Origin of the sequence: Mesorhizobium sp. CA12 (assembly GCF_020165255.1) — a bacterium.
Classification (GTDB): Bacteria; Pseudomonadota; Alphaproteobacteria; order Rhizobiales; family Rhizobiaceae; genus Mesorhizobium.
This window is the reverse complement of record NZ_JAIUHT010000028.1, coordinates 16,971-34,691: the sequence shown is the minus strand read 5'-3', so window position 1 is coordinate 34,691 and position 17,721 is coordinate 16,971. Positions and strand designations below refer to the sequence as shown.

Sequence of the window (17,721 nt, the reverse complement as noted above, 5' to 3'; positions counted from 1 at the left end):
AGCACGCCGTCCGTCGTCGGACCGTTATTGGTCTCGTCGAGCGTCACCGAGCTGCCGACCACCGCATTCGAGATCGTAGGTACATCGTCCGTGATATTGATCGAGATGGTCGAAGTGGATGTGTTGCCGAAGCTGTCGGTTACCGTGAAGGTGAACACATCCTGCCCGGGCTGCACATTGGCGCCGTCATTGCCCGCCGGAACATTCGCTTCCGGCGACGTCAACGTATAGGTGTAGGTGCCGTCCGCGTTGACGTGTAGGATGCCGTATGTGCCATTGATGTTCGTGCCGACATTGCCGTTCACGTCGCTGCCGATATTACCGGCCTGAACACCGGTCACGGTCGCCCCGTCAGGATCCGAGAAGGTCAACTTGCCCGTCGTCGTCTCCGAGCCGTCGCCCGCATGCGAGCCGTCCACCGTCCCGGGGCCGAGGTCACCGACCGGTGGTGTTGTGTCGATGCCCGCCTCGTTCACCGCCGCAACCTCCGCCACCACACGCGGCTGGCTGCCGGTCACCTCGATCGTCAGCGTCGCCGGCGACGTATCGCCGTCGCCGTCGGTGATCGTGTAGTTGAAGACGTCAGTGCCGGTCGGCGTATTCGGGGTGGCCTGATAGCTGTAGTCGCCATTGGCGAAGACGGTCAGCACGCCATGCGCGCCGGTCACCGTCGTCACGCCGGCATTGGTCACCGCGTTGGTCCAAGCGATCGAGGCGATCCCGTCCGCTCCAGCCGTGTCCGCCGCGCCGAGACCATGGGTGCTTGTCCCGGTCTCGACATTGCCGGTCACGGTCTCGCCCGACTGCGCCGCGTCCGTGTCGTTACGTGCCGTCGGCACGTCGTTGACGATGTCGATGGTGAGCGTCGTGGAAGCGGGGTCGCCGTCGGAATCGACCACTTGGACAGCGAAATCGTCATGCGTGCCGTTACCGGTGGTGCTGTCGAGCAGCGTGTAGGAATAGGTGTAGCCGGTCCCCGGCGTGCCGGTGATCGTCAGGTCGCCATACTGGCCGTGCACCAGAATGCCGCCGGCCGCGTTCGTCACCTCAATCTGGGTATTGTCCTTGTCGGTCACATAAAGGTGGCCGATCGTGTCGCCACCAGTGGTGATCGCCAGCGCGCCGGTCGTCGTCTCGCTGGTGTCGCTGTTGTTGTTCGCGTCGTTGTCGGCGATTTCACCCGAGCCGGCCGGCAGGCCATCATGCGGCGGAAGGCCGGCCTCGCTCGCTGCGCTATGGCCGTTCGCATCAGGATTCTGCGGCGTCACATCGATGGTGGGCGTCGAATCCGGCTTCAGGTTGATCGTCACCGTCGCCACCGAGGCGTCGCCGTCGCCATCGACGATCCGGTACTGGAAGGTCACGGTTCCTTCTTCGCCAGCAGTCGGCTTGTAAGTGAAGGTGCCGTCATTGTTGTAGGTGACCGTGCCGGCGCCGCCAGTCAGCGAGTTCGCCACATAGCTGACCTTCGCCGGGTCGGTGATGTTGACGCCGTCCGCGCCGGGCACGTCGTTGGCAATCACGTTCACCGTCACCGGCGCGTTCTCGGTTGCCTGCGCGGCAGCGTCGTCATGCGCCGTCGGCACGTCGTCAATAATTTCGACGGACAGCGTTCCCGGAAGCGAAACGTCGCCATCGCTGTCGGTGACCGTCACCGTCATGTTGTCGAAGATGGAATCGGTGCCCGCACCGGAATGCTGCTCGCTGTGCACCAGCGTATAGGTGTAGCTCACCTGGCCGGTGGCGGCGTCGTAGCCGTTGATGGTCAGCGTGTTGCCGAAGGGCGTCGCAATGTTGATCGGTGTCGACGCGCTGTTGGCAAGCTCAGCGGCGGTGATCACATGGCCATTAATGTCCACCGAGCCGATGCCGTCGGGCGAGGTGATGGTGAAGGTACCGGTGTTGTGCTCGGACGGGTCGTTGTCCATTGCGGGGTCGGTGCCCGCTTCGCCGGACCCCGTCGCGCCGGCGGTCTCGAGGCCTTTTTCATCGACGCTGGTGTCGCCGCCGCTGGTCGAGGGCGTCAGGTCGAGGATCGTCGGCGTCGAATCGGGTAGCAATCCCGGGAACAGCTCCCGATGGTCCGGCTGGCCGAAGGCAAGGTCCGTCGGCGGCAGCAGCGACGTCAGGCCGAAGCCGTCGCCGATGCCGCCTGCGGGATGTTCGAAATTGCCCCCTGCGCTGCCCGGCGAGCCGTTGCCGCCGGCCGAGATCGAGCCGTCGGCGCCGAAGGCGATATCAACATGGCTGGCCTCGAGCGCGGCGATCAGGGCCACGCGCGGCACCTCGACGTCGCCGAGAATGAAGGTCGGGACATTCAGCGCGGCGTCCTTGATGACGATCTGGGATCCGTCGGGCTGCGTGAGGACGAGATCATGTCCGTCGACCTTGATGTTGTCGATTGACACGCTGGCCGGAAGCTTCACGACATTGCCGGCCTCGACATGATATTCATGCGGCGTATTGCCTGCCGCTGCATTTGCCGCCGGTGCGTTCGCGGGCGCAGCAGCCTTGGCATCGGCCGGCTGGTTTGCGGCCGGCGCATTGGCCGCGCCTTGGGCCGGCGTGCCGCTGCCGACATCGACCGGCACCGGTTCGCTCGCCGCCTGGGCGGCGGTCGCCTGCGCAACCTGCACACCCGTCGAGATATGATTTTCACCAGCGCTGGTGTGCTCGTCCCAGGAATTTGAAACGGCGTCGAATTCGATATTGGTCGTCATAGCTAAAGCCCCTCCGGCATTTCCCGGAAAGAGACATGTCAGGCCCGGGCTTTGCAACAGACGTTCAATCTATTTCATATATTCGAATATGTAGAGAATCGCATTTTTTACACTTGGTAAATTGCGATGATATATCTGGATATGCATGACCTTAACGAGGGTGGGAATGACCGCGCAGCACGCCTTCCGCCTTGGTAAATGTAAGTATAATTTTGAATAAAATTTGACGCAAAATAGAATAGCGTGATTCGCGGAAATTTACCCACCTTCCTTTCCGATAATTTGAGACAAGATTGGTAGCGTCCACAGTCAAAGGTGGGCGTTATGAAAATACAAAAAGCAGACCCGACGGGGATCAAGGTACTCTTGCTGGCGATCGGCCTTGTCGCTCAGGCAGGTCCATCGTCGGCAAGCGCGAATTCGGGCGCGGCTCCTGTCCTGCAAGAGGTGCTTGCGCCCGCGAGCCTCGGCGGCGTTTCGCTGGCCCGGCCGCTGCCCTGGCAGCCGGCCTCCGCGTACCGGATCGCGGATGTTTCTGTGGGCTACGCGCCGGCAGCGCCTTACGAGGCTGAAGCGCACCCCAAGGCCGATCCCGGCATCGACCCGATCCAGACCGCCGCGATCATCCCCGGCGTCTTCGGCTCGGTCGCTTTGTCGATGCGCAACTTCCCGGTCGCGGCGCGCTGGGCTCCGGTCTACAGGGCCATCGTCGATTGCACCGCCGGCAGCGTCTGCGACCGCGAGAACCCGGCTTTCGCCGAGATCGTCAAGATTGCCGACGACAAGGGCTTTCGCGACAAGCTGTCCTTCGTCAACAGCAGCATCAACCGCCTGATCGCCTATCGCAAGGACAGCGTCGTCTATGGCAAGCTCGACTATTGGGCGAAGCCTTCGGAAATCCTCGAGCATCGCGCCGGCGATTGCGAGGATTTCGCCATATTGAAGATGGCGGCGCTGCTCAGGGCCGGCATCCCGGCGCAGAGCATGTCGCTGGTGGTGCTCCAGGATCGCCGCCGCAAGTTCTTCCATGCCGTCCTGTCGGTGAGCACGGGAAGCGGCGCCTTCATCCTCGACAGCCTCGGCAACGCCGTCCTGCGCGACAGCGATCTGCCCGACTATGTTCCGCTCTATTCCTTCAGCACCGATCGCGCCTGGATCCACGGGTCGAAGTCCGGCGCGCAGGTCGCCGACATCGCCGGCGGCTTCGCCACGGTCGCTCCGGGGGAAGGATCGCCGGAACCATCAGTGGCTTCGAGCCTGAGGCAGTAGTTTCGAGCGGTTCAGCGCCTCGCGGAAAATACGAAAATACACGGTCGCTCTGTTGTCTTCGCGCGGCCCGGACAGTTCCGGAGGAATGCGTAGCTCTAGCCGTTGTAGACGAAAGCCATCAGCAGTTCCGGCTCGGTGACGGGCGCACGCACGGCGCTGAGCTGGCCGCGATAGCGGCGCTCGCCGGCGCCGATGACGAAACCGCTGGTGACCGGCGTTTCGCCATTGGCGTCGAGCCGGGCGAAGATGTCGGGAACGTTGAGGTCGAGCGCCAGCTTCAAGTCCTGGCGCCCATCCTCCCCGGGCGCGCTCGGCAATTGGCGCCGGACCAGTTGCTGGAACGGCGTGTTGAAAGCCAGGATCTTCTTCGAAGAAGACAGTGCGAAGGCGGGCGAGGGGCAGGCGACCAGGATCGCGTTGATCGTGCGGATCGAAGCGAGCTTGCGCAATTCCATGCTTTCCTCGGCGAGGCCGCGCATGCAGGCGACGCGGATCGCCGAGGTGAGGTTGCCCTGGTCGGGATGGTGTTCGGCGATCTCCTCGACCAGCATGCCGATCGTGCATTTGCGGTTTTCGGCCATCTGCTTCAGCGAAACCCAGAAGGCGCGCTCCAGCCGAATGCCGCGACGCACGCCGCCGCGCGCCACGACGCGGAATTCGGGGCCGAAATCCTCGGCCGCGAGCGATGGCAGCAGCCTCTCGCGCGAGGTGCCCGGATGGATGGCGCTATCGCTCACTCATTGCCTCCTGACGCGCCTTGTTGATGGGCTTCAAAAGATAGTTGAGGATCGTCTTGCGTCCGGTCTTGATGTCGACCGAGCAGATCATGCCGGGGATGATCGAATAGGTCTTGCCGTTCCTGGTAAGCGTCGATTTGTCGGTGGCGACCCGCACCTGGTAATAGGGCTCGCCCGTCTTCTGGTCGACGAGGCTGTCGGCGGTGATGTTGGAGACCTTGCCCTCGATGCCGCCGAAGATCGAGAAATCATAGGCGGTGACCTTGATCAGCGCCTCCTGGTTCGGCTGGATGAAGGCGACGTCGCGCGGCGAAACCCGGGCCTCGACCAGCAGTGTCTCGGAGGTCGGCACAATGCCGGCCACCACCGCGCCGGGCTGCACGAAGGCGCCGAGCGTGTTGACGTCGAGCGTGTTGACGATGCCGTCGACCGGTGAGCGGATGTCGGTGCGCGCCACCTTGTCGGTGGCGCCGCGAATGGTTTCGTCGACCACGGACAGATCGGCGAGCGCCTGCGTCAGGTCGCTCAACGCCTCCTGCTGCAATTGCAGCCCCAATTCATTCACCTGAAGCTGCGCCTCGGTGATTGCTCCCTGGCTCTTCTTGATGGTCTCGCCGGCAAGGGTCAGTTGTCCGCGAAGATCGGTCTGTTCGCGCTCGACGCGGATCTGTTCGGTCCTGGCCATCAGGCCTTTCTTGACCATGGGTTCGACCAGCGCCGCTTCCTGGTCGGTGACGGCAAGGCTCTTCGACAGGCGGTCGGCGTTGGCGGTGGCCTCGTCGAGTTCCTTCTCGCGCTGGTCGAGGCGCGATTTGAGAACCGACAGCTTGACCTCGAAATTGTCGCGGCGCGCGACAAGCAGCCTTTGCTCGTTATCGCAGATCTCCGGCGCGACCTTCTGGATTTCCGCCGGGCAGGGGAACGACCCTTCGACACTGCCGCTCTGCTCGAACTGCAGCCTGGCGATGCGCGCCTGCAAAGCTCGCGCCTTGGCCTTCTCTTCGCCAAGGCTCGAAGTGTTGCCCGAATTGTCGAGGCGGATGATGAGGTCGTTCCTCTTGACCGTCTGGCCGATCTGGACGGCGATCTCCTGCACCACGCCCGGTTCGCTGGCCTGGATGATCTGCGTCTTCGAAGCGGGTATCACCTTGCCGTCGCCGCGCGCGATCTCGTCGACCTCGGCGAACGAGGCCCAGGCCGTGAAGCACACGAACAGCGCCCCGACGATGTAGACGGACGCCGAGGCGAAAAGTGGTGGCCGGTCTTCCCTTGCTAGCATGTCCATACGTTCCGGTCAGGCATTTGCCTTTTGCAGCGCCTGGATGACTTGTTCCTTCGGCCCGTCGGCGACGACGCGGCCCTGGTCGATGACGATGAGGCGGTCGGCAAGTTCCAGCATGCTGTAGCGATGGGTCGACACGATCAGCGTCGTGCTGCGGTCGAACGCCACCTTGAGCTGTTTGATCAACTGCCGCTCGGAAGCGAGATCCATCGAACCCGACGGTTCGTCCAGGAAGACGATCTTCGGTTTGGTCAAAAGCAGCCGCGCGATCGCCACGGCCTGCCTTTGGCCGCCCGAGAGATTGGTGCCGCGCTCGCCGACATTCATGTCGTAGCCACGCGGATGCCGCGACACGAAGTCGTCGACGCCGGCGGCTTTCGCCGCATCGATGATCTCCTCGTCCGTCGCTCCCGGCGCCGCCATCAGGAGGTTCTCCTTGATGGTTCCCGAAAACAGGTCCCCGGCCTGCGCGACGATGCCGACCGCGGCACGGACCTCCGAGGGGTGGTATTGGCGGATGTCGATGCCGTCGAGCAGCAGCTCCCCCGACGTCGGCAGGAACAGCCGGCCGATCAGCCGTCCCATCGTGGTCTTGCCGGAGCCGATGCGGCCGATGATGCCGACCCGCTCGCCGGGCTTGACCGCGATGTTGAGCCCGCTCAGAACCTCGTTTTCCGTGCCCGGATAGGCGAAGCCGACATTCCTGAAGACCAGCGCGCCGCTGCGGATCGGCCGGTTGACGAAGCCGACGGTGTCGGGGCGGTCCTCCGGTTGCGACATGATCGTGTTGATGATCTTGAGCGACAGCATCGCCTGCCGGAACCGGGCAAGCGTGATGGCGATCTGGCCGAGCGGCGCCACGGCGCGGCCGGCGAGCATCACGGTGCCGATGATGGCGCCGGTCGACACCTGGCCTTCCGAGAACGCATAGGCGCCAGCCACGACCAGGGCTACCGTCACGAATTGCTGGATGGCGCCGGTGATGTTGCCCGCCGCCGCCGAGAGCTCCTTGATTTTTTCCGACGTGTTGGCCGCGTTCTTCGAGTGCTCGCCCCATTTGCGCAGCAGGTAGGCTTCGGCGCGCAGCGACTTGATCGTCTCCAGCGTCGAGATGGACTCGACCAGCAGGGCCTGGCGTTGCGACGCCTCGTTCATCGAGGCCGCGACCCGCTTGCCGATCCGCCGCTGCGTGATCAGCCCGACAATGACGGAGATGACGAAGGCCAGCGCCGGTATCACCACCAGCCAGCCGCCGATGGCGTAGATGACCGCCAGGAAGACGAAGACGAAGATAGTGTCGATGAAGACGCTGATGGTGTTCGAGGTGAAGAACTCGCGCACGAACTCGTATTGCGTGACGCGGTTTGCATATTCGCCCGTCGACCCGGGCCGCGCCGAAAGCGAGGAATTCAGCACTTTCTCAAACAGCAGGTAGGAAATCCGCAGATCCGCCTTGCGACCGGCATAGTCGATCAGCGATGCCCTGGCCGTCTTCAGCAGCAGGTCGAACAGGATCGCCGCGCCGATGCCGAGCGCCAGCACCCACAGCGTCGAGATCGCCTTGTTGGGCAGGATGCGGTCGTAGACATTCATGGTGAAGATCGGCGAGGCGATCGCCAGCAGATTGATGAACACCGCCGACAGCACCACTTTCGAATAGGTGCGCCAGAACGCCCCCATGGTGCCGGTCAGCCAGTGGCGCCTTTCGATCCGCGCGGCGGTGCCGACCGTCATCTCCTCGGCCTGATTGGCATAGGTGATCGAGAAGGACGTGCCGCCGCTGATATAGCTTTCGGCGAGTTCCGACCTGTCGATCGTGGTGCGGCCGTTTTCCTGCGGCGCCGTCAGATATTGCCCGCCCTCGATCTCCGCCAGGAGGGCGATCGGCAATTGGCTGACGCGAAAGACGATGGCCGGAAGATCGAAGCGGCCGCGCAGGAAATCGCGATGGCTGAAATTCTGCACCTCCAGGCCGATGCGCTCGGCCAGATGGCGGATCTCGTCCGGCTCGATGCGTGTCTCCGAAATCGGCACGCCGGCAAACAGCACCGTTTCGGCGCTCGGCCTGCCGAGATAGGCCGCCACAGCGCAGAAGCAGGCTTTGAAAGCCTCCTTGGGCGATAGGATATTAGGTTGCTGGTTCACGATCCGCCCCGAAGGACCGAAGATCGATACTACATCGGCTACTTTTTCCTGACCGGCGCGAGGATGTCGAACGGCAGATCGTTCTTCTGCTCCGACGGCGTGCGCGCATAGGTCTCGGTATCGGCCGTGGCCGGCACACCGAATTCCTCACGCGCGTAGGCCGCGGCCTGCTTGGCCGGCTGGATGTTGAGCGTCTTCAGCAATTCGCCGGTTGCGGCCAGCAGCCGGTATTCCGCGAACAGCGACGCGTAGGACGACGTGTCGGCCAGCGTCGCGGTGTTGAAGCGCGTGTTCTGGGCATCGAGCACGTCGAGCAGCGAGCGCTGCCCGACCTTGAACTGCTCGCGATAGGAGGCGACCAGCTTTTCATTGGTGGCTGCCTGCTGGCGCAGTGTCTTTGCCAGCTCCGCCTGGCGGAAGCGGCGGTCCCATGAGGTCCGGACGGCTTCCTCGATCTCGCGCAGCACCTGGTGCAGCGCAAGGCGCTGCTCGCTGGTGCGGCGAATCTGTTCCTGTTCGTTGGCCTTGTCGATGCCGCCGCGATAGAGGTTCCAGCGCAGCACCACCCGAGCCTGCAGATCGCTCGCGTCGCCATTGTCGCCGTCGATGTCATATCCGCCCCGGGCAACGCCCTCGGCGGTAACCGTCGGGCCGTATTTCGCCCGCGCCGCGTCGACCAGCGAAGCGGCGGCGTCGATGTCGCTGTTGGCCATATGGACGCGCGGATTGTTCTGCCTGGCGAGCCCGATCGCATCGTCCAGCGACCGCGGCAGGGCGGCTGCGACATCGGCGGGCCGCGACGCGTTGGTCAGCGGCTTGCCGACATTCTTGAAGAAGCGGATCTTGGCCGCCTCGAGTTCTTCGGTCGCTTCCTGCATCCGCGCCTTGGCGGCATAAAGGCGTTCCTCGGCCTGCTGCCGGTCGGCATCGTTGAGCGCGCCGCCTGCGATGCCTTGCCTGATATCGCCGAGGATGGACTGATGGAAGCCGAGGTTCTTCTTGGCTTCGACCACGATCGAAGCCTGCAGCATGTATTCCAGATAATCCTGGACGACGGCGAGCCCGATGAACTCGGACCGTTCCAGAACCCTGAAGGACGCTCCATCGACCCGCGAGGCCTGGCGGTTCAGCTCCGCCCGCCTTGCGCCGCTGTCATAAAGCGTCTGCGAGACGGTGAGGTCTGCCTCGTTCGGATAGAGAGCTTTGTGATCCTCGTCGAGAGCGCGCCGCGTGTCGTTGTCCAGGCGGCGAACGCCGGTCGATGCTTCCAGGTCGACGCTGGGAAGGTAAAGGCCTTTGGCCTGTCGCAGCTCGAATTCGATCGCTTCGCGGTTTTCGATCGCCTGTCCAATCTCCGGATTGGACTCCACGGCGACGGCGACAGCTTCTTTGAGTGTGAGTGCGCTGGCGCTACCACAAGCCAACATTGACACCGTGACAGCAAGCGCAACGCGCCAGCCGACGGTAATTTTACCCGTCCTGGTCATTTCTACCCCGTGACTATCCCCGCGCCATTATTTTTTTATTGGCGCTTATTTGCCCAAGCCTGCCACCGGACCTTTCAGCCAGTATCTATCAGATTTTTTGGGGACGTGAGCATATAATGGATTAGACACCCGCTAAAATTGCGATTTCCGGCATTAGGGTTAAAGCCTGTAGCAAAAATAGCACAGAAACCGGGCGCGCTCGTCGGGACTCTCCCAGTTCAAATCGCGCAGCGATGGTTATGGTCTGAAAGAAACGGCGAATCGTACGGCGGCCATGCACAAGCTCCCGCGAAATCTGCTGCGGCCTTGCAAAGCATGCGCAAGAAAACGCCATTTCAGCCTGGTTTGATTGGCAAACGCGGATCGTTCCCTGTATTGCCGGCCGAGCAAAAAGCCGTGGATTTTGTTGCATGACCAATATCACCCTGACCGGGCTTGCCCGCGATCTTGCCCGACGCGCCGCCGAGGGCAGGCCGGTGCGCATCGGCGTCATCGGCTCCGGCGAGATGGGGACCGATCTGGTGACGCAGGGCATGCTGATGCCGGGCATCTCGATCGCGGCCATCTCCACGCGCCGTCCGCACACCGCCCGTGAGGCGATCCGCATCGCCTTTGGCGACGAGGCGATGGCGGTAGAGGCCGAAACCGCTTCCATGGTTACCCGGGCGATCGAGAGCGGCAGGATCGCCATCACCTCGAACGAGATGCTGGTCACCAACCCGCTGATCGATGTCGTCATCGACGCCACCGGAAAACCTGGCGTCGCCGCCGATTTCGACCTGATGGCGATGGAACATGGCAAGCATCTGGTGATGATGAACGTCGAGGCCGACGTGACCATCGGCTGCTACCTGAAGCAGCAGGCAGACCGGCTGGGTGTCGTCTATTCGGTCGGCGCGGGCGACGAGCCGTCAAGCTGCATGGAGCTGATCGAATTCGCCTCGGCGCTTGGGCTAGGCATCGTCGCGGCCGGCAAGGGCAAGAACAATCCGCTCAACCACGACGCGGTTCCCGACGACTACCGGGAAGAGGCGGCGCGCCGCAACATGAACCCGCGCATGCTGGTCGAGTTTGTCGACGGCTCGAAGACCATGGTCGAGATGTGCGCCATTGCCAACGCCACCGCGCTGGTCCCGGATGTTCCAGGCATGCACGGCCCCAGGGCCGATCGCGATCAGCTGGCCAAGGTGCTGATCCCGAAAGAGCGTGGCGGGCTCCTGTCGAGGAAAGGCGTCGTCGATTACACGATCGGCAAGGGCGTGGCGCCCGGCGTTTTCGTCATCGTCGAGGCGATGCACCCGCGCGTCGTCGAACGCATGGACGATCTCCATGTCGGCACGGGCCCTTATTACGGGCTGTTCCGGCCCTATCACCTGACTTCGCTGGAGGTGCCGCTCACCGCCGCCCGTATCATGCTCTACGGCAAGCCCGATATGGTGCCTCTGCCGAGGCCGGTGGCGGAAGTCTGCGCGGTCGCCAAGCGCGACCTTGCCGCCGGGGAGACCTTCGATGCGATCGGCGAGACCAGCTACCGCTCCTGGACCATGACCGTCGGCGACGCCCGCGCCGTCCGCGCTGTTCCGGTCGGCTTGCTCGAAGGCGGCAAGGTGCTGAAGCCGGTGAAGAAGGGCGAGTTGTTGACCGAGGACAATGCCGTGCCGGACCGGACGACGAGACTTTATGCCCTGCGCCGGCTGCAGGATGACATGCTCTACGGAACGAAGGTTACTTCCCCAGCTCTATCGACCTGAGCCGCGCGGCTTCCACGGCTTCGGTGACGAGCTTCGTCAGGCGGTCGCCGCCCATCAGCACTGCAAGCGCCGCAGCGGTGGTGCCGTTGGGGCTGGTCACCTGCTGGCGCAGCACGCCCGGCTCGTCTTCGCTTTCGGCGGCGAGCGAGGCGGCGCCGAAGACGGTCTGCATGGCAAGCAGCTTGGCGGTTTCGGCGGGAAGGCCGGCCTTCTCGGCCGCGACCGTCAGCGCCTCGATGAAATGGAAGATATAGGCCGGGCCGGAGCCGGACACGGCCGTCACGGCGTCCATGAGGCCCTCGTCGTCGATCGTCGTCACGACGCCGCTCGCCGAAAGCAGCTCCAGGACGAAGCGGCGGACGTCGTCGGAGACCAGCGGGTTGGAGAAAACGACCATCATGCCTTTGCCGATCGCCGCCGGCGTGTTCGGCATGCAGCGGATGACCGGCGCGAGCTCGCCCAGGATTTCCTCGAACGTGGCGACCGGCGTGCCGGCGGCGATGGAGAGAAAGCTGGTCCTGCCGTCGCCGAAGCGCTTGTACTGCGCCGTCACCTCGCGGATCACCTGCGGCTTTACCGCGATGACGACGAGATCGGGCACGGCATCGGCCGGAATGCCGGCGGCGTCGGCGGCAGCACGGCAGCCCAGATGTTCGGCGCGCCGGCGCAGTTCCGCGTTGGGCTCGACCACGAACACCGCTTGCGGCTCGAGCTTGGCGGATTTCAGCCAGCCCGAGAGCATGGCGTAACCCATATTGCCGCAACCGGCGAGAATGAGCCTGATCGTCATGAAAACCTCCGAGAAGGCTCTCCTTAGACGGTTGCGCCGCAGTGGAAAAGAGCAGTCGGCGGGAGATCGATCGGCCAGGATTAGTTTGAAAGGCGAACCGGGATCGGCCGCAGCGAGACTTGTCTCAAGCCGAGTACGCCGAGCACGAAGAACAGCCAGACGGGATCGCCGCGATGGAAGAAGAAGCTTTCCAGGAAACCGTTCAGCGCCGTAAACAGCACCACCATCATGAAAAAGTCGCCGAGGAAGATGTTTTCCTTGCGCGCCGGGATGCGCATATAGTCGCGCAAAGGGGCGATCAGGAAGGTGTAGACGGCGACGCAGAGCGCCGGGATGCCCATCAGTACGGCGATGTCGAGATAGCCGTCGTGACCGTGAACGATGGTGCGGATATCCCAGGGCCGGTCGAAGGGCTGGTCCTGGTTGAGCAGCAGTGGCGTCCCCCAGAAGCTTTCATAGCCGTAGCCGGTCCAGGGCTTCTTCGCCAGCATCTCGCCGGCGAACTCCCAAAGCGTCGTGCGTCCGGTATAGGTGAGATCGGGGAAATAGATTGCCGCCAAATGCTTCACCGGCGCGATGAAGACGATGCCGAGCGTGCCGACGGCGGTCGCGATGATGGCCAGCGCAAATAGGATCGGCGTGCCGAGCCGCATGCCGATGAGGCTGGGCAGCACGACGATCATGATCGAGAACGGGATCAGCCCGGCGGTCGTCTTGGAGCCGGTGTGCAGCATGAAGATCATCGCCGCGCAGAAGATGCCGGCGCCCCACCAGCGCTGGCCGCGCCGGAAGAGGTACAGTCCGGTGAAGCTGAAACAGGCCATCACCGGACCGGCGATGTTCTTGTGCGTGAAGACGCCGCGCCACAGGCCGGCATGCTCGGGCTCCTGCGAGTCGGCGGTGTGAAGCGCTTCATGCGGGAAGACGATCAGGCCGATATAGGAAAGGCCGATCACCACCACGGCGGTGAAGATGACCACCCTGGCGAAGGAATCGGCATCGCGCGGCAGCACCAGGATCGTCGCCATGGTGATGATGCCGATCATAGTGAAGGAGGCGGCGCGCATCGCCGCGGGCGGATCGGTGGCAAGCACCACCGACAGGAAGAAGAAGCCCAGCATCAGCGCCCAGGAAGGGCTGACCAGCGAGCGCACCACGCGCGGGTCGGCGAAGGCCAGCAGCGAGAAGATGGAGACCGCGCCGAGCGATCCGAAGCCGAGTTGGTTGACGATGTCGCCGCCGTCGCCGGTCAGTTCCGCGCCTGCCGGCTGGAAGGGCCGGAACGAGACGATGATGACGGTGAACAGGAGCGCGGCGATAGCCGTCGCCACACCTTCCCTAGTGAAGGCGGCGCCGAGCGGCGCGCGCTCAATTCTTCTCAGGCTGCCGGTACTGCTCATTGGCATATCCGAATTCGGCGAGCACCCGGCCGAGCGCGACATAGACTGGATAGAGGCTCGTCGTCAGCGAGCCGGTGCGCGCCAGCCGGATGGCGCCGCGCAGCGGCGAGGCGGCGAGCAGCGCCAGGCTCTTCAGGAAAACCTTGAGGCCGGCAAGCGGCGTGCCGGCGCGCTTCTTCTTTTCGACCAGCGTCGAGATCACGCCATTGCGCAGGCTGCGGGCGCGGATCCAGTCGGCCTCGACGCGCCGGGCCGGCACGGTCTCGTTGACTTTTGCCTCGGCGCACCAGCCGAGAACGAAGCCTTTCTGCGCGGACCGGCTGAGAAAGTCGGAATCGCCGCCGCCCATGAAATTGAACCTGAGGTCGAGGAAGGGCGGTCCCATGGCCGAGAGCACGTTGCGACCGAGCAGCAGGTTGCCGGATGAATAAAGCGCCGGCACGCGGCCCGTCTCCCGATAGGGCGGCGCGAACACCGGATGTTCTGCCCATCTGCCGTGGCTTGGATCGGCGAAGACCGGCACTTGCGGGCCGCCGACAATGTCGGCTTCAAGCGTCTCCGCGGCGCCGCACATGCGCTCCAGCCAGTCTGGCTCGGCGATCTCGTCGTCATCGATGACCAGCAGGTGGCGAAAATTGGGAAACTGCAGGATCGCCGTCTGCCAACCGGCATTGTAGGCGCTGCAATTGCCGCGCTCATGCGCGATGATGACCATGCCGGGCATCTCGCCGCTTTCGAACAGGGGCAGCACCGCCTTGGCGCCCTCGCGCGCCTCGGCCTCATTTTCCATGACGATGACGGCAAAGCGCCTGCCGGTCCGTTGCGCCTTGAGCGAAGCCAGCGTTTCCAGCACCTGCTTTGGCCGTTTGAAGGTCGGCAGCGTCACGACCGCCTCGACGGTCTCGGCGGCAAGCCCCGGCGACCGTCCCGCGATCGATACAGAAGCGTCGGACGGCAAAGGGATCATCCGTTTCCAGCAGCGAGGGTTTGAGCCCTCGATAGCATCGCGGTGATAACGTTTCGTTAATCACCTTCTCGCCCGTCCTTCGGAAAAGCCGGGTCTTCGGCCTTTGACAGTGCCATTTAATCAAGGCTTCACCGCGTTTTGCTACCGGCTGCAGCCAAGGATAGGTGAGATGCATCTGCTGTTCGCCACATCGATCGTGCCTGATGGCGCTCTCGCCTCGGGCTACGAGATTGCCAACGCCGCGATCATCGACGCGCTGCGGCGCGCCGGCGTGCGCGTGACGGTGATCGGCTTCATCTGGCCGGGCAAGGCCCCGTCCGATCCGCAAAACACCATCGTGCTCGACGCCGTCGAGGTCCGCACCGAATGCGCGTCGCCGCTGCAAAAGCTTGCCTGGCTGGGCAAGGCGGTTCTCTCCGGTCTTACTTTTTCCTCCGTCAAGCTGCGTGTCGTTGCCGATGCGCAAGTCCGCGACGCCATCGAACGCGCCGGTCCCTTCGACGGCTATGTCCTAAACTCGGTGCAGTTCGCCGGCGCCTTTGAGAAGGTTCTCGCCGACCGTCCATTCGTCTTCGTCGCGCACAATGTCGAGCACCGCTCGGCCGAGGAAAATGCGGCCGCGGCCGGCAGCGCGCTTCAGCGCTGGATGTTCCGCCGCGAGGCCAGGCTCCTCAAGGTCATGGAAGAGCGGCTCTGCGGCGCGGCGCGCTTTGTCTTCACGCTGGCCGAGGAAGACCGCGCGGCACTTGGCGTCGCCTCCGACCGGCGCTCCGCGGTGCTGCCGCTGGTCACCCGTACGCAGGCGCCGACAAGCAGGGCGAAGCGGCATATCGATTGCGACGCCGCGCTGATCGGCACCTGGACCTGGCAGCCGAACCGCATCGGCCTCGACTGGTTCCTGACCAAGGTCGTGCCGCATCTGAAGCCGGATTTCCGCATCAGGATCGCGGGCATTGTGCCTTCCGGCATCAGCTCGCCGCATCCCGGCGTTTCCTTCGTCGGCAGGGTTCCGGATGCGCAGGCCTTCGTGCGCGGCGCCGCCGTCATTCCCTTGATCAGCACCGCCGGCAGCGGCGTGCAGTTGAAGACCATCGAGACCTTCGAGCTTGGCCTGCCGTCCGTCGCCACCAGTCGCTCGCTGCGCGGCATCGGCTATCGCCCCGATAATTGCGTAGTGACCGACGATCCGATTGCTTTCGCGGCGGCGCTGCAGGCGGCTGCGGCCCATGTCCGCGACGTGGATGGCAGCGCCTTTCATCGCCGCCAGCTCAAGGCGCTCGACGTCGCGATCGGGCTTGGCCTGGAGAAGCTCGGCGCCGTCAGGCAGGAGGCGGCCGCGTGAACATGCACACCGCGCGCGCCGCTTTCGGCTTTGATACGCTGAAGACCATTTTGGGCATTCCGGTGCTGGCCATACGCTGGGACGAGGCCATCGCCTTGCTCACCAGGCTGATCGACGAGCGTCGCTTCACCAAGGTGAGCTTTCTCAACGCCCACAACGCCAACCTTGCCTGCACCGACCCGGTCTTTGCCGAGGCGCTGGAAAACTTCCTCATCCTGCCCGACGGCGTCGGCGTCGACATGGCGGCAAAGCTGCTTTACGGCGCGCCTTTCCCGAGCAATCTCAACGGCACGGACTTCATTCCGGCCTTCCTGCAGGCCTCGTCGCACCCGCTGACGGTGGCGCTGCTCGGCACGACGCGCGCCAATGCCGAAGCCGCGTCCGCGAAGCTTTCGACGCTCGCCATGCAGCACGAATTCGTCGTCATCCATGACGGTTTCTTCTCGGCCGCTGAGGAGCCAGCGATCCTCGAGCGCATCGCCAGGCTGCGGCCGGATGTGCTGCTCGTCGCCATGGGTGTGCCGCGCCAGGAATTGTGGATCGAGCGCCACATCGACAGCCGCCATTGCACGCTGCCGGTCGCAGTCGGCGCCCTGCTCGATTTCATGAGCGGCTCGGTGCCGCGCGCGCCGCTATGGCTGCGCCGGCTGCGGCTCGAATGGCTGTTCCGCCTGTGGATCGAACCCGGCCGCCTGTGGCGCCGCTATATTGTCGGCAATCCGCTCTTCCTGTGGCGCGTCGTCAAGCAGAAGCTGTTGCGCATGCCGCTGCCGCTAGAGGCGCGCCGGTGAACAGCCGCTTCGTTCCGGACGCCTCCACTGCGGTCGAAGCGCTGCCGCGCATGCCCTTGGCTGCGATCGTCACCGCAAGCTACGCTCCCGATTTCGAGCGCTGCCGGCTTTTATGCGAAACCATCGATCGCCACGTCACCGGCATGGCGCATCATTATATCCTCACCGAACATCGCGATGTCGCGCTGTTTCGCCAGCTGGAAGGCAGCCGCCGCAGCGTTGTCGACGAGCGGGACCTGTTGCCGCGCTGGCTGCGCGTGTTCGACGATCCGCTGAGCGGCTTCCGCCGCCGCGTCTGGCTGAGCCTGAAAACGCAGCCGCTGCGCGGCTGGCATGTGCAGCAGCTGCGCCGTATCGCCATTGCCGGGCAGGCAAAGGAAGACGTGCTCGTCTTCTGCGATTCCGACGTCGCCTTCCTGAAGCCGTTCGACGCGAACGCCTTCTGGCGCGACGGCAAGGTGCGGCTGTTCCGGCGCGACGGCGTGCTGGCGAGCGATGGCCATGACGAGCATCGCATCTGGTCGCGCAATGCCGGCGCCGCGCTCGGCATCGATCCCGCCAATCCATCGAGCCACGACTACATCTCGACGCTGATCGCGTGGCGCCGCGAGACGGTCAACGCCATGTGCGAGCGCATCGAGAAGGTGCATGGTCGCGACTGGGTCGGCGTCGTCGGCTCGGCGCGAAAATTCTCCGAATGCATGATCTATGGCCGCTATGTCGACGACGTGCTTCAAGGCGCAGGCCATTTCCACGGCTCGGAGGAGTTCTGCCGCGTCCACTGGAACGGCGAGCCGCTGTCGGACGAGGAATTCCGCCGCTTCGTCGACACCATGGCGCCGGAACAGGTGGCGATCGGCATGCAATCCTTCATCGGCACCGATACCGGCCGCATCCGCCGCCTGATAGGGCTTGATTAGCCTGCGCGGGATTCAGGTCAGGCCGAGTCGAAAACAGTGGCTTCCGAGAACCGGAGCGGAGCGTACTAAAGTACGTGAGCACCGGAAGCGCAGGGAGCCGCTGTTTGCAGGCCGGCCTTA

At 64.1% G+C, this 17,721-nt stretch carries 13 protein-coding genes; 5 read left to right on the top strand and 8 right to left on the bottom strand.

Features of this window, described 5'->3' with window-relative positions; translation table 11 throughout:
• A partial coding sequence (locus tag LB520_RS28555; protein WP_224640163.1) for a beta strand repeat-containing protein occupies positions 1-2,720 on the bottom strand: 2,720 nt, incomplete at its 3' end.
• 324 nt (positions 2,721-3,044) lie between these two features.
• Between LB520_RS28555 and LB520_RS28550 the strand changes: the two genes are divergently transcribed.
• Positions 3,045-3,989 (top strand): transglutaminase-like cysteine peptidase, encoded by a 945-nt coding sequence (locus LB520_RS28550; RefSeq protein WP_224640162.1) that lies wholly within the window; start codon positions 3,045-3,047, stop codon positions 3,987-3,989.
• Between the two features lie 95 nt (positions 3,990-4,084).
• On the opposite strand, the gene LB520_RS28545 is transcribed toward LB520_RS28550, so the two are convergent.
• From LB520_RS28545 to LB520_RS28530, 4 genes are read right to left on the bottom strand one after another with little or no spacing between them, the layout of a single operon-like run.
• A complete protein-coding gene (locus LB520_RS28545) occupies positions 4,085-4,726 on the bottom strand; it encodes a ribbon-helix-helix domain-containing protein (RefSeq protein ID WP_224544187.1) in 642 nt (213 codons plus the stop codon).
• Positions 4,716-6,005 carry an HlyD family type I secretion periplasmic adaptor subunit gene (locus LB520_RS28540; protein WP_224640161.1) on the bottom strand — a complete coding sequence of 430 codons (1,290 nt, stop codon included), beginning with the start codon at positions 6,003-6,005 and terminating at the stop codon, positions 4,716-4,718. The genes LB520_RS28545 and LB520_RS28540 overlap by 11 nt, the downstream gene beginning before the upstream one ends.
• Positions 6,006-6,020: 15 nt before the next feature.
• Entirely contained in the window at positions 6,021-8,153 is a 2,133-nt protein-coding gene (locus LB520_RS28535; RefSeq protein WP_095765655.1) for a type I secretion system permease/ATPase, read from the bottom strand.
• Positions 8,154-8,191: 38 nt separating this feature from the next.
• On the bottom strand, positions 8,192-9,580 hold the full coding sequence (locus tag LB520_RS28530; RefSeq protein ID WP_224640166.1) for a TolC family protein: 1,389 nt from the start codon (positions 9,578-9,580) through the stop codon (positions 8,192-8,194).
• A gap of 470 nt (positions 9,581-10,050) precedes the next feature.
• Here LB520_RS28530 and LB520_RS28525 point away from each other — a divergent pair, with 470 nt between their 5' ends.
• Positions 10,051-11,391 carry an NAD(P)H-dependent oxidoreductase gene (locus tag LB520_RS28525; RefSeq protein WP_224640160.1) on the top strand — a complete coding sequence of 447 codons (1,341 nt, stop codon included), beginning with the start codon at positions 10,051-10,053 and terminating at the stop codon, positions 11,389-11,391.
• On the opposite strand, the gene proC is transcribed toward LB520_RS28525, so the two are convergent.
• The 3 genes from proC to LB520_RS28510 form a co-directional block, all read right to left on the bottom strand.
• Positions 11,366-12,181, bottom strand: coding sequence for a pyrroline-5-carboxylate reductase (gene proC / locus LB520_RS28520; protein ID WP_224640159.1), 816 nt, complete (start codon positions 12,179-12,181; stop codon positions 11,366-11,368). The two genes, LB520_RS28525 and proC, sit on opposite strands and share 26 nt — an antisense overlap.
• An 80-nt stretch (positions 12,182-12,261) precedes the next feature.
• Positions 12,262-13,581 (bottom strand): O-antigen ligase family protein, encoded by a 1,320-nt coding sequence (locus tag LB520_RS28515; RefSeq protein WP_224640158.1) that lies wholly within the window; start codon positions 13,579-13,581, stop codon positions 12,262-12,264.
• Positions 13,550-14,548, bottom strand: a complete 999-nt coding sequence (locus tag LB520_RS28510) for a glycosyltransferase family 2 protein (protein ID WP_224640157.1) — start codon at positions 14,546-14,548, stop codon at positions 13,550-13,552. The genes LB520_RS28515 and LB520_RS28510 overlap by 32 nt, the downstream gene beginning before the upstream one ends.
• A gap of 169 nt (positions 14,549-14,717) precedes the next feature.
• Between LB520_RS28510 and LB520_RS28505 the strand changes: the two genes are divergently transcribed.
• The 3 genes from LB520_RS28505 to LB520_RS28495 are packed head-to-tail and all read left to right on the top strand — an operon-like array spanning position 14,718 to position 17,601.
• Positions 14,718-15,890, top strand: coding sequence for a glycosyltransferase (locus tag LB520_RS28505; protein WP_224640156.1), 1,173 nt, complete (start codon positions 14,718-14,720; stop codon positions 15,888-15,890).
• Positions 15,887-16,681, top strand: coding sequence for a WecB/TagA/CpsF family glycosyltransferase (locus LB520_RS28500; protein WP_224640155.1), 795 nt, complete (start codon positions 15,887-15,889; stop codon positions 16,679-16,681). Before LB520_RS28505 ends, LB520_RS28500 begins: the two co-directional genes overlap by 4 nt.
• A complete protein-coding gene (locus LB520_RS28495; protein WP_224640154.1) occupies positions 16,678-17,601 on the top strand; it encodes a DUF6492 family protein in 924 nt (307 codons plus the stop codon). Before LB520_RS28500 ends, LB520_RS28495 begins: the two co-directional genes overlap by 4 nt.
• Positions 17,602-17,721 lie beyond the last annotated feature (120 nt).

Coding starts and splice junctions, on each gene's coding strand:
- LB520_RS28505 (WP_224640156.1), top strand. CDS start 14,718: ATGCATCTGCTGTTCGCCACATCGATCGTGCCTGATGGCGCTCTCGCC.
- LB520_RS28510 (WP_224640157.1), bottom strand. CDS start 14,548: ATGATCCCTTTGCCGTCCGACGCTTCTGTATCGATCGCGGGACGGTCG.
- LB520_RS28550 (WP_224640162.1), top strand. CDS start 3,045: ATGAAAATACAAAAAGCAGACCCGACGGGGATCAAGGTACTCTTGCTG.
- proC (WP_224640159.1), bottom strand. CDS start 12,181: ATGACGATCAGGCTCATTCTCGCCGGTTGCGGCAATATGGGTTACGCC.
- LB520_RS28515 (WP_224640158.1), bottom strand. CDS start 13,581: ATGAGCAGTACCGGCAGCCTGAGAAGAATTGAGCGCGCGCCGCTCGGC.
- LB520_RS28525 (WP_224640160.1), top strand. CDS start 10,051: ATGACCAATATCACCCTGACCGGGCTTGCCCGCGATCTTGCCCGACGC.
- LB520_RS28540 (WP_224640161.1), bottom strand. CDS start 6,005: ATGCTAGCAAGGGAAGACCGGCCACCACTTTTCGCCTCGGCGTCCGTC.
- LB520_RS28530 (WP_224640166.1), bottom strand. CDS start 9,580: ATGTTGGCTTGTGGTAGCGCCAGCGCACTCACACTCAAAGAAGCTGTC.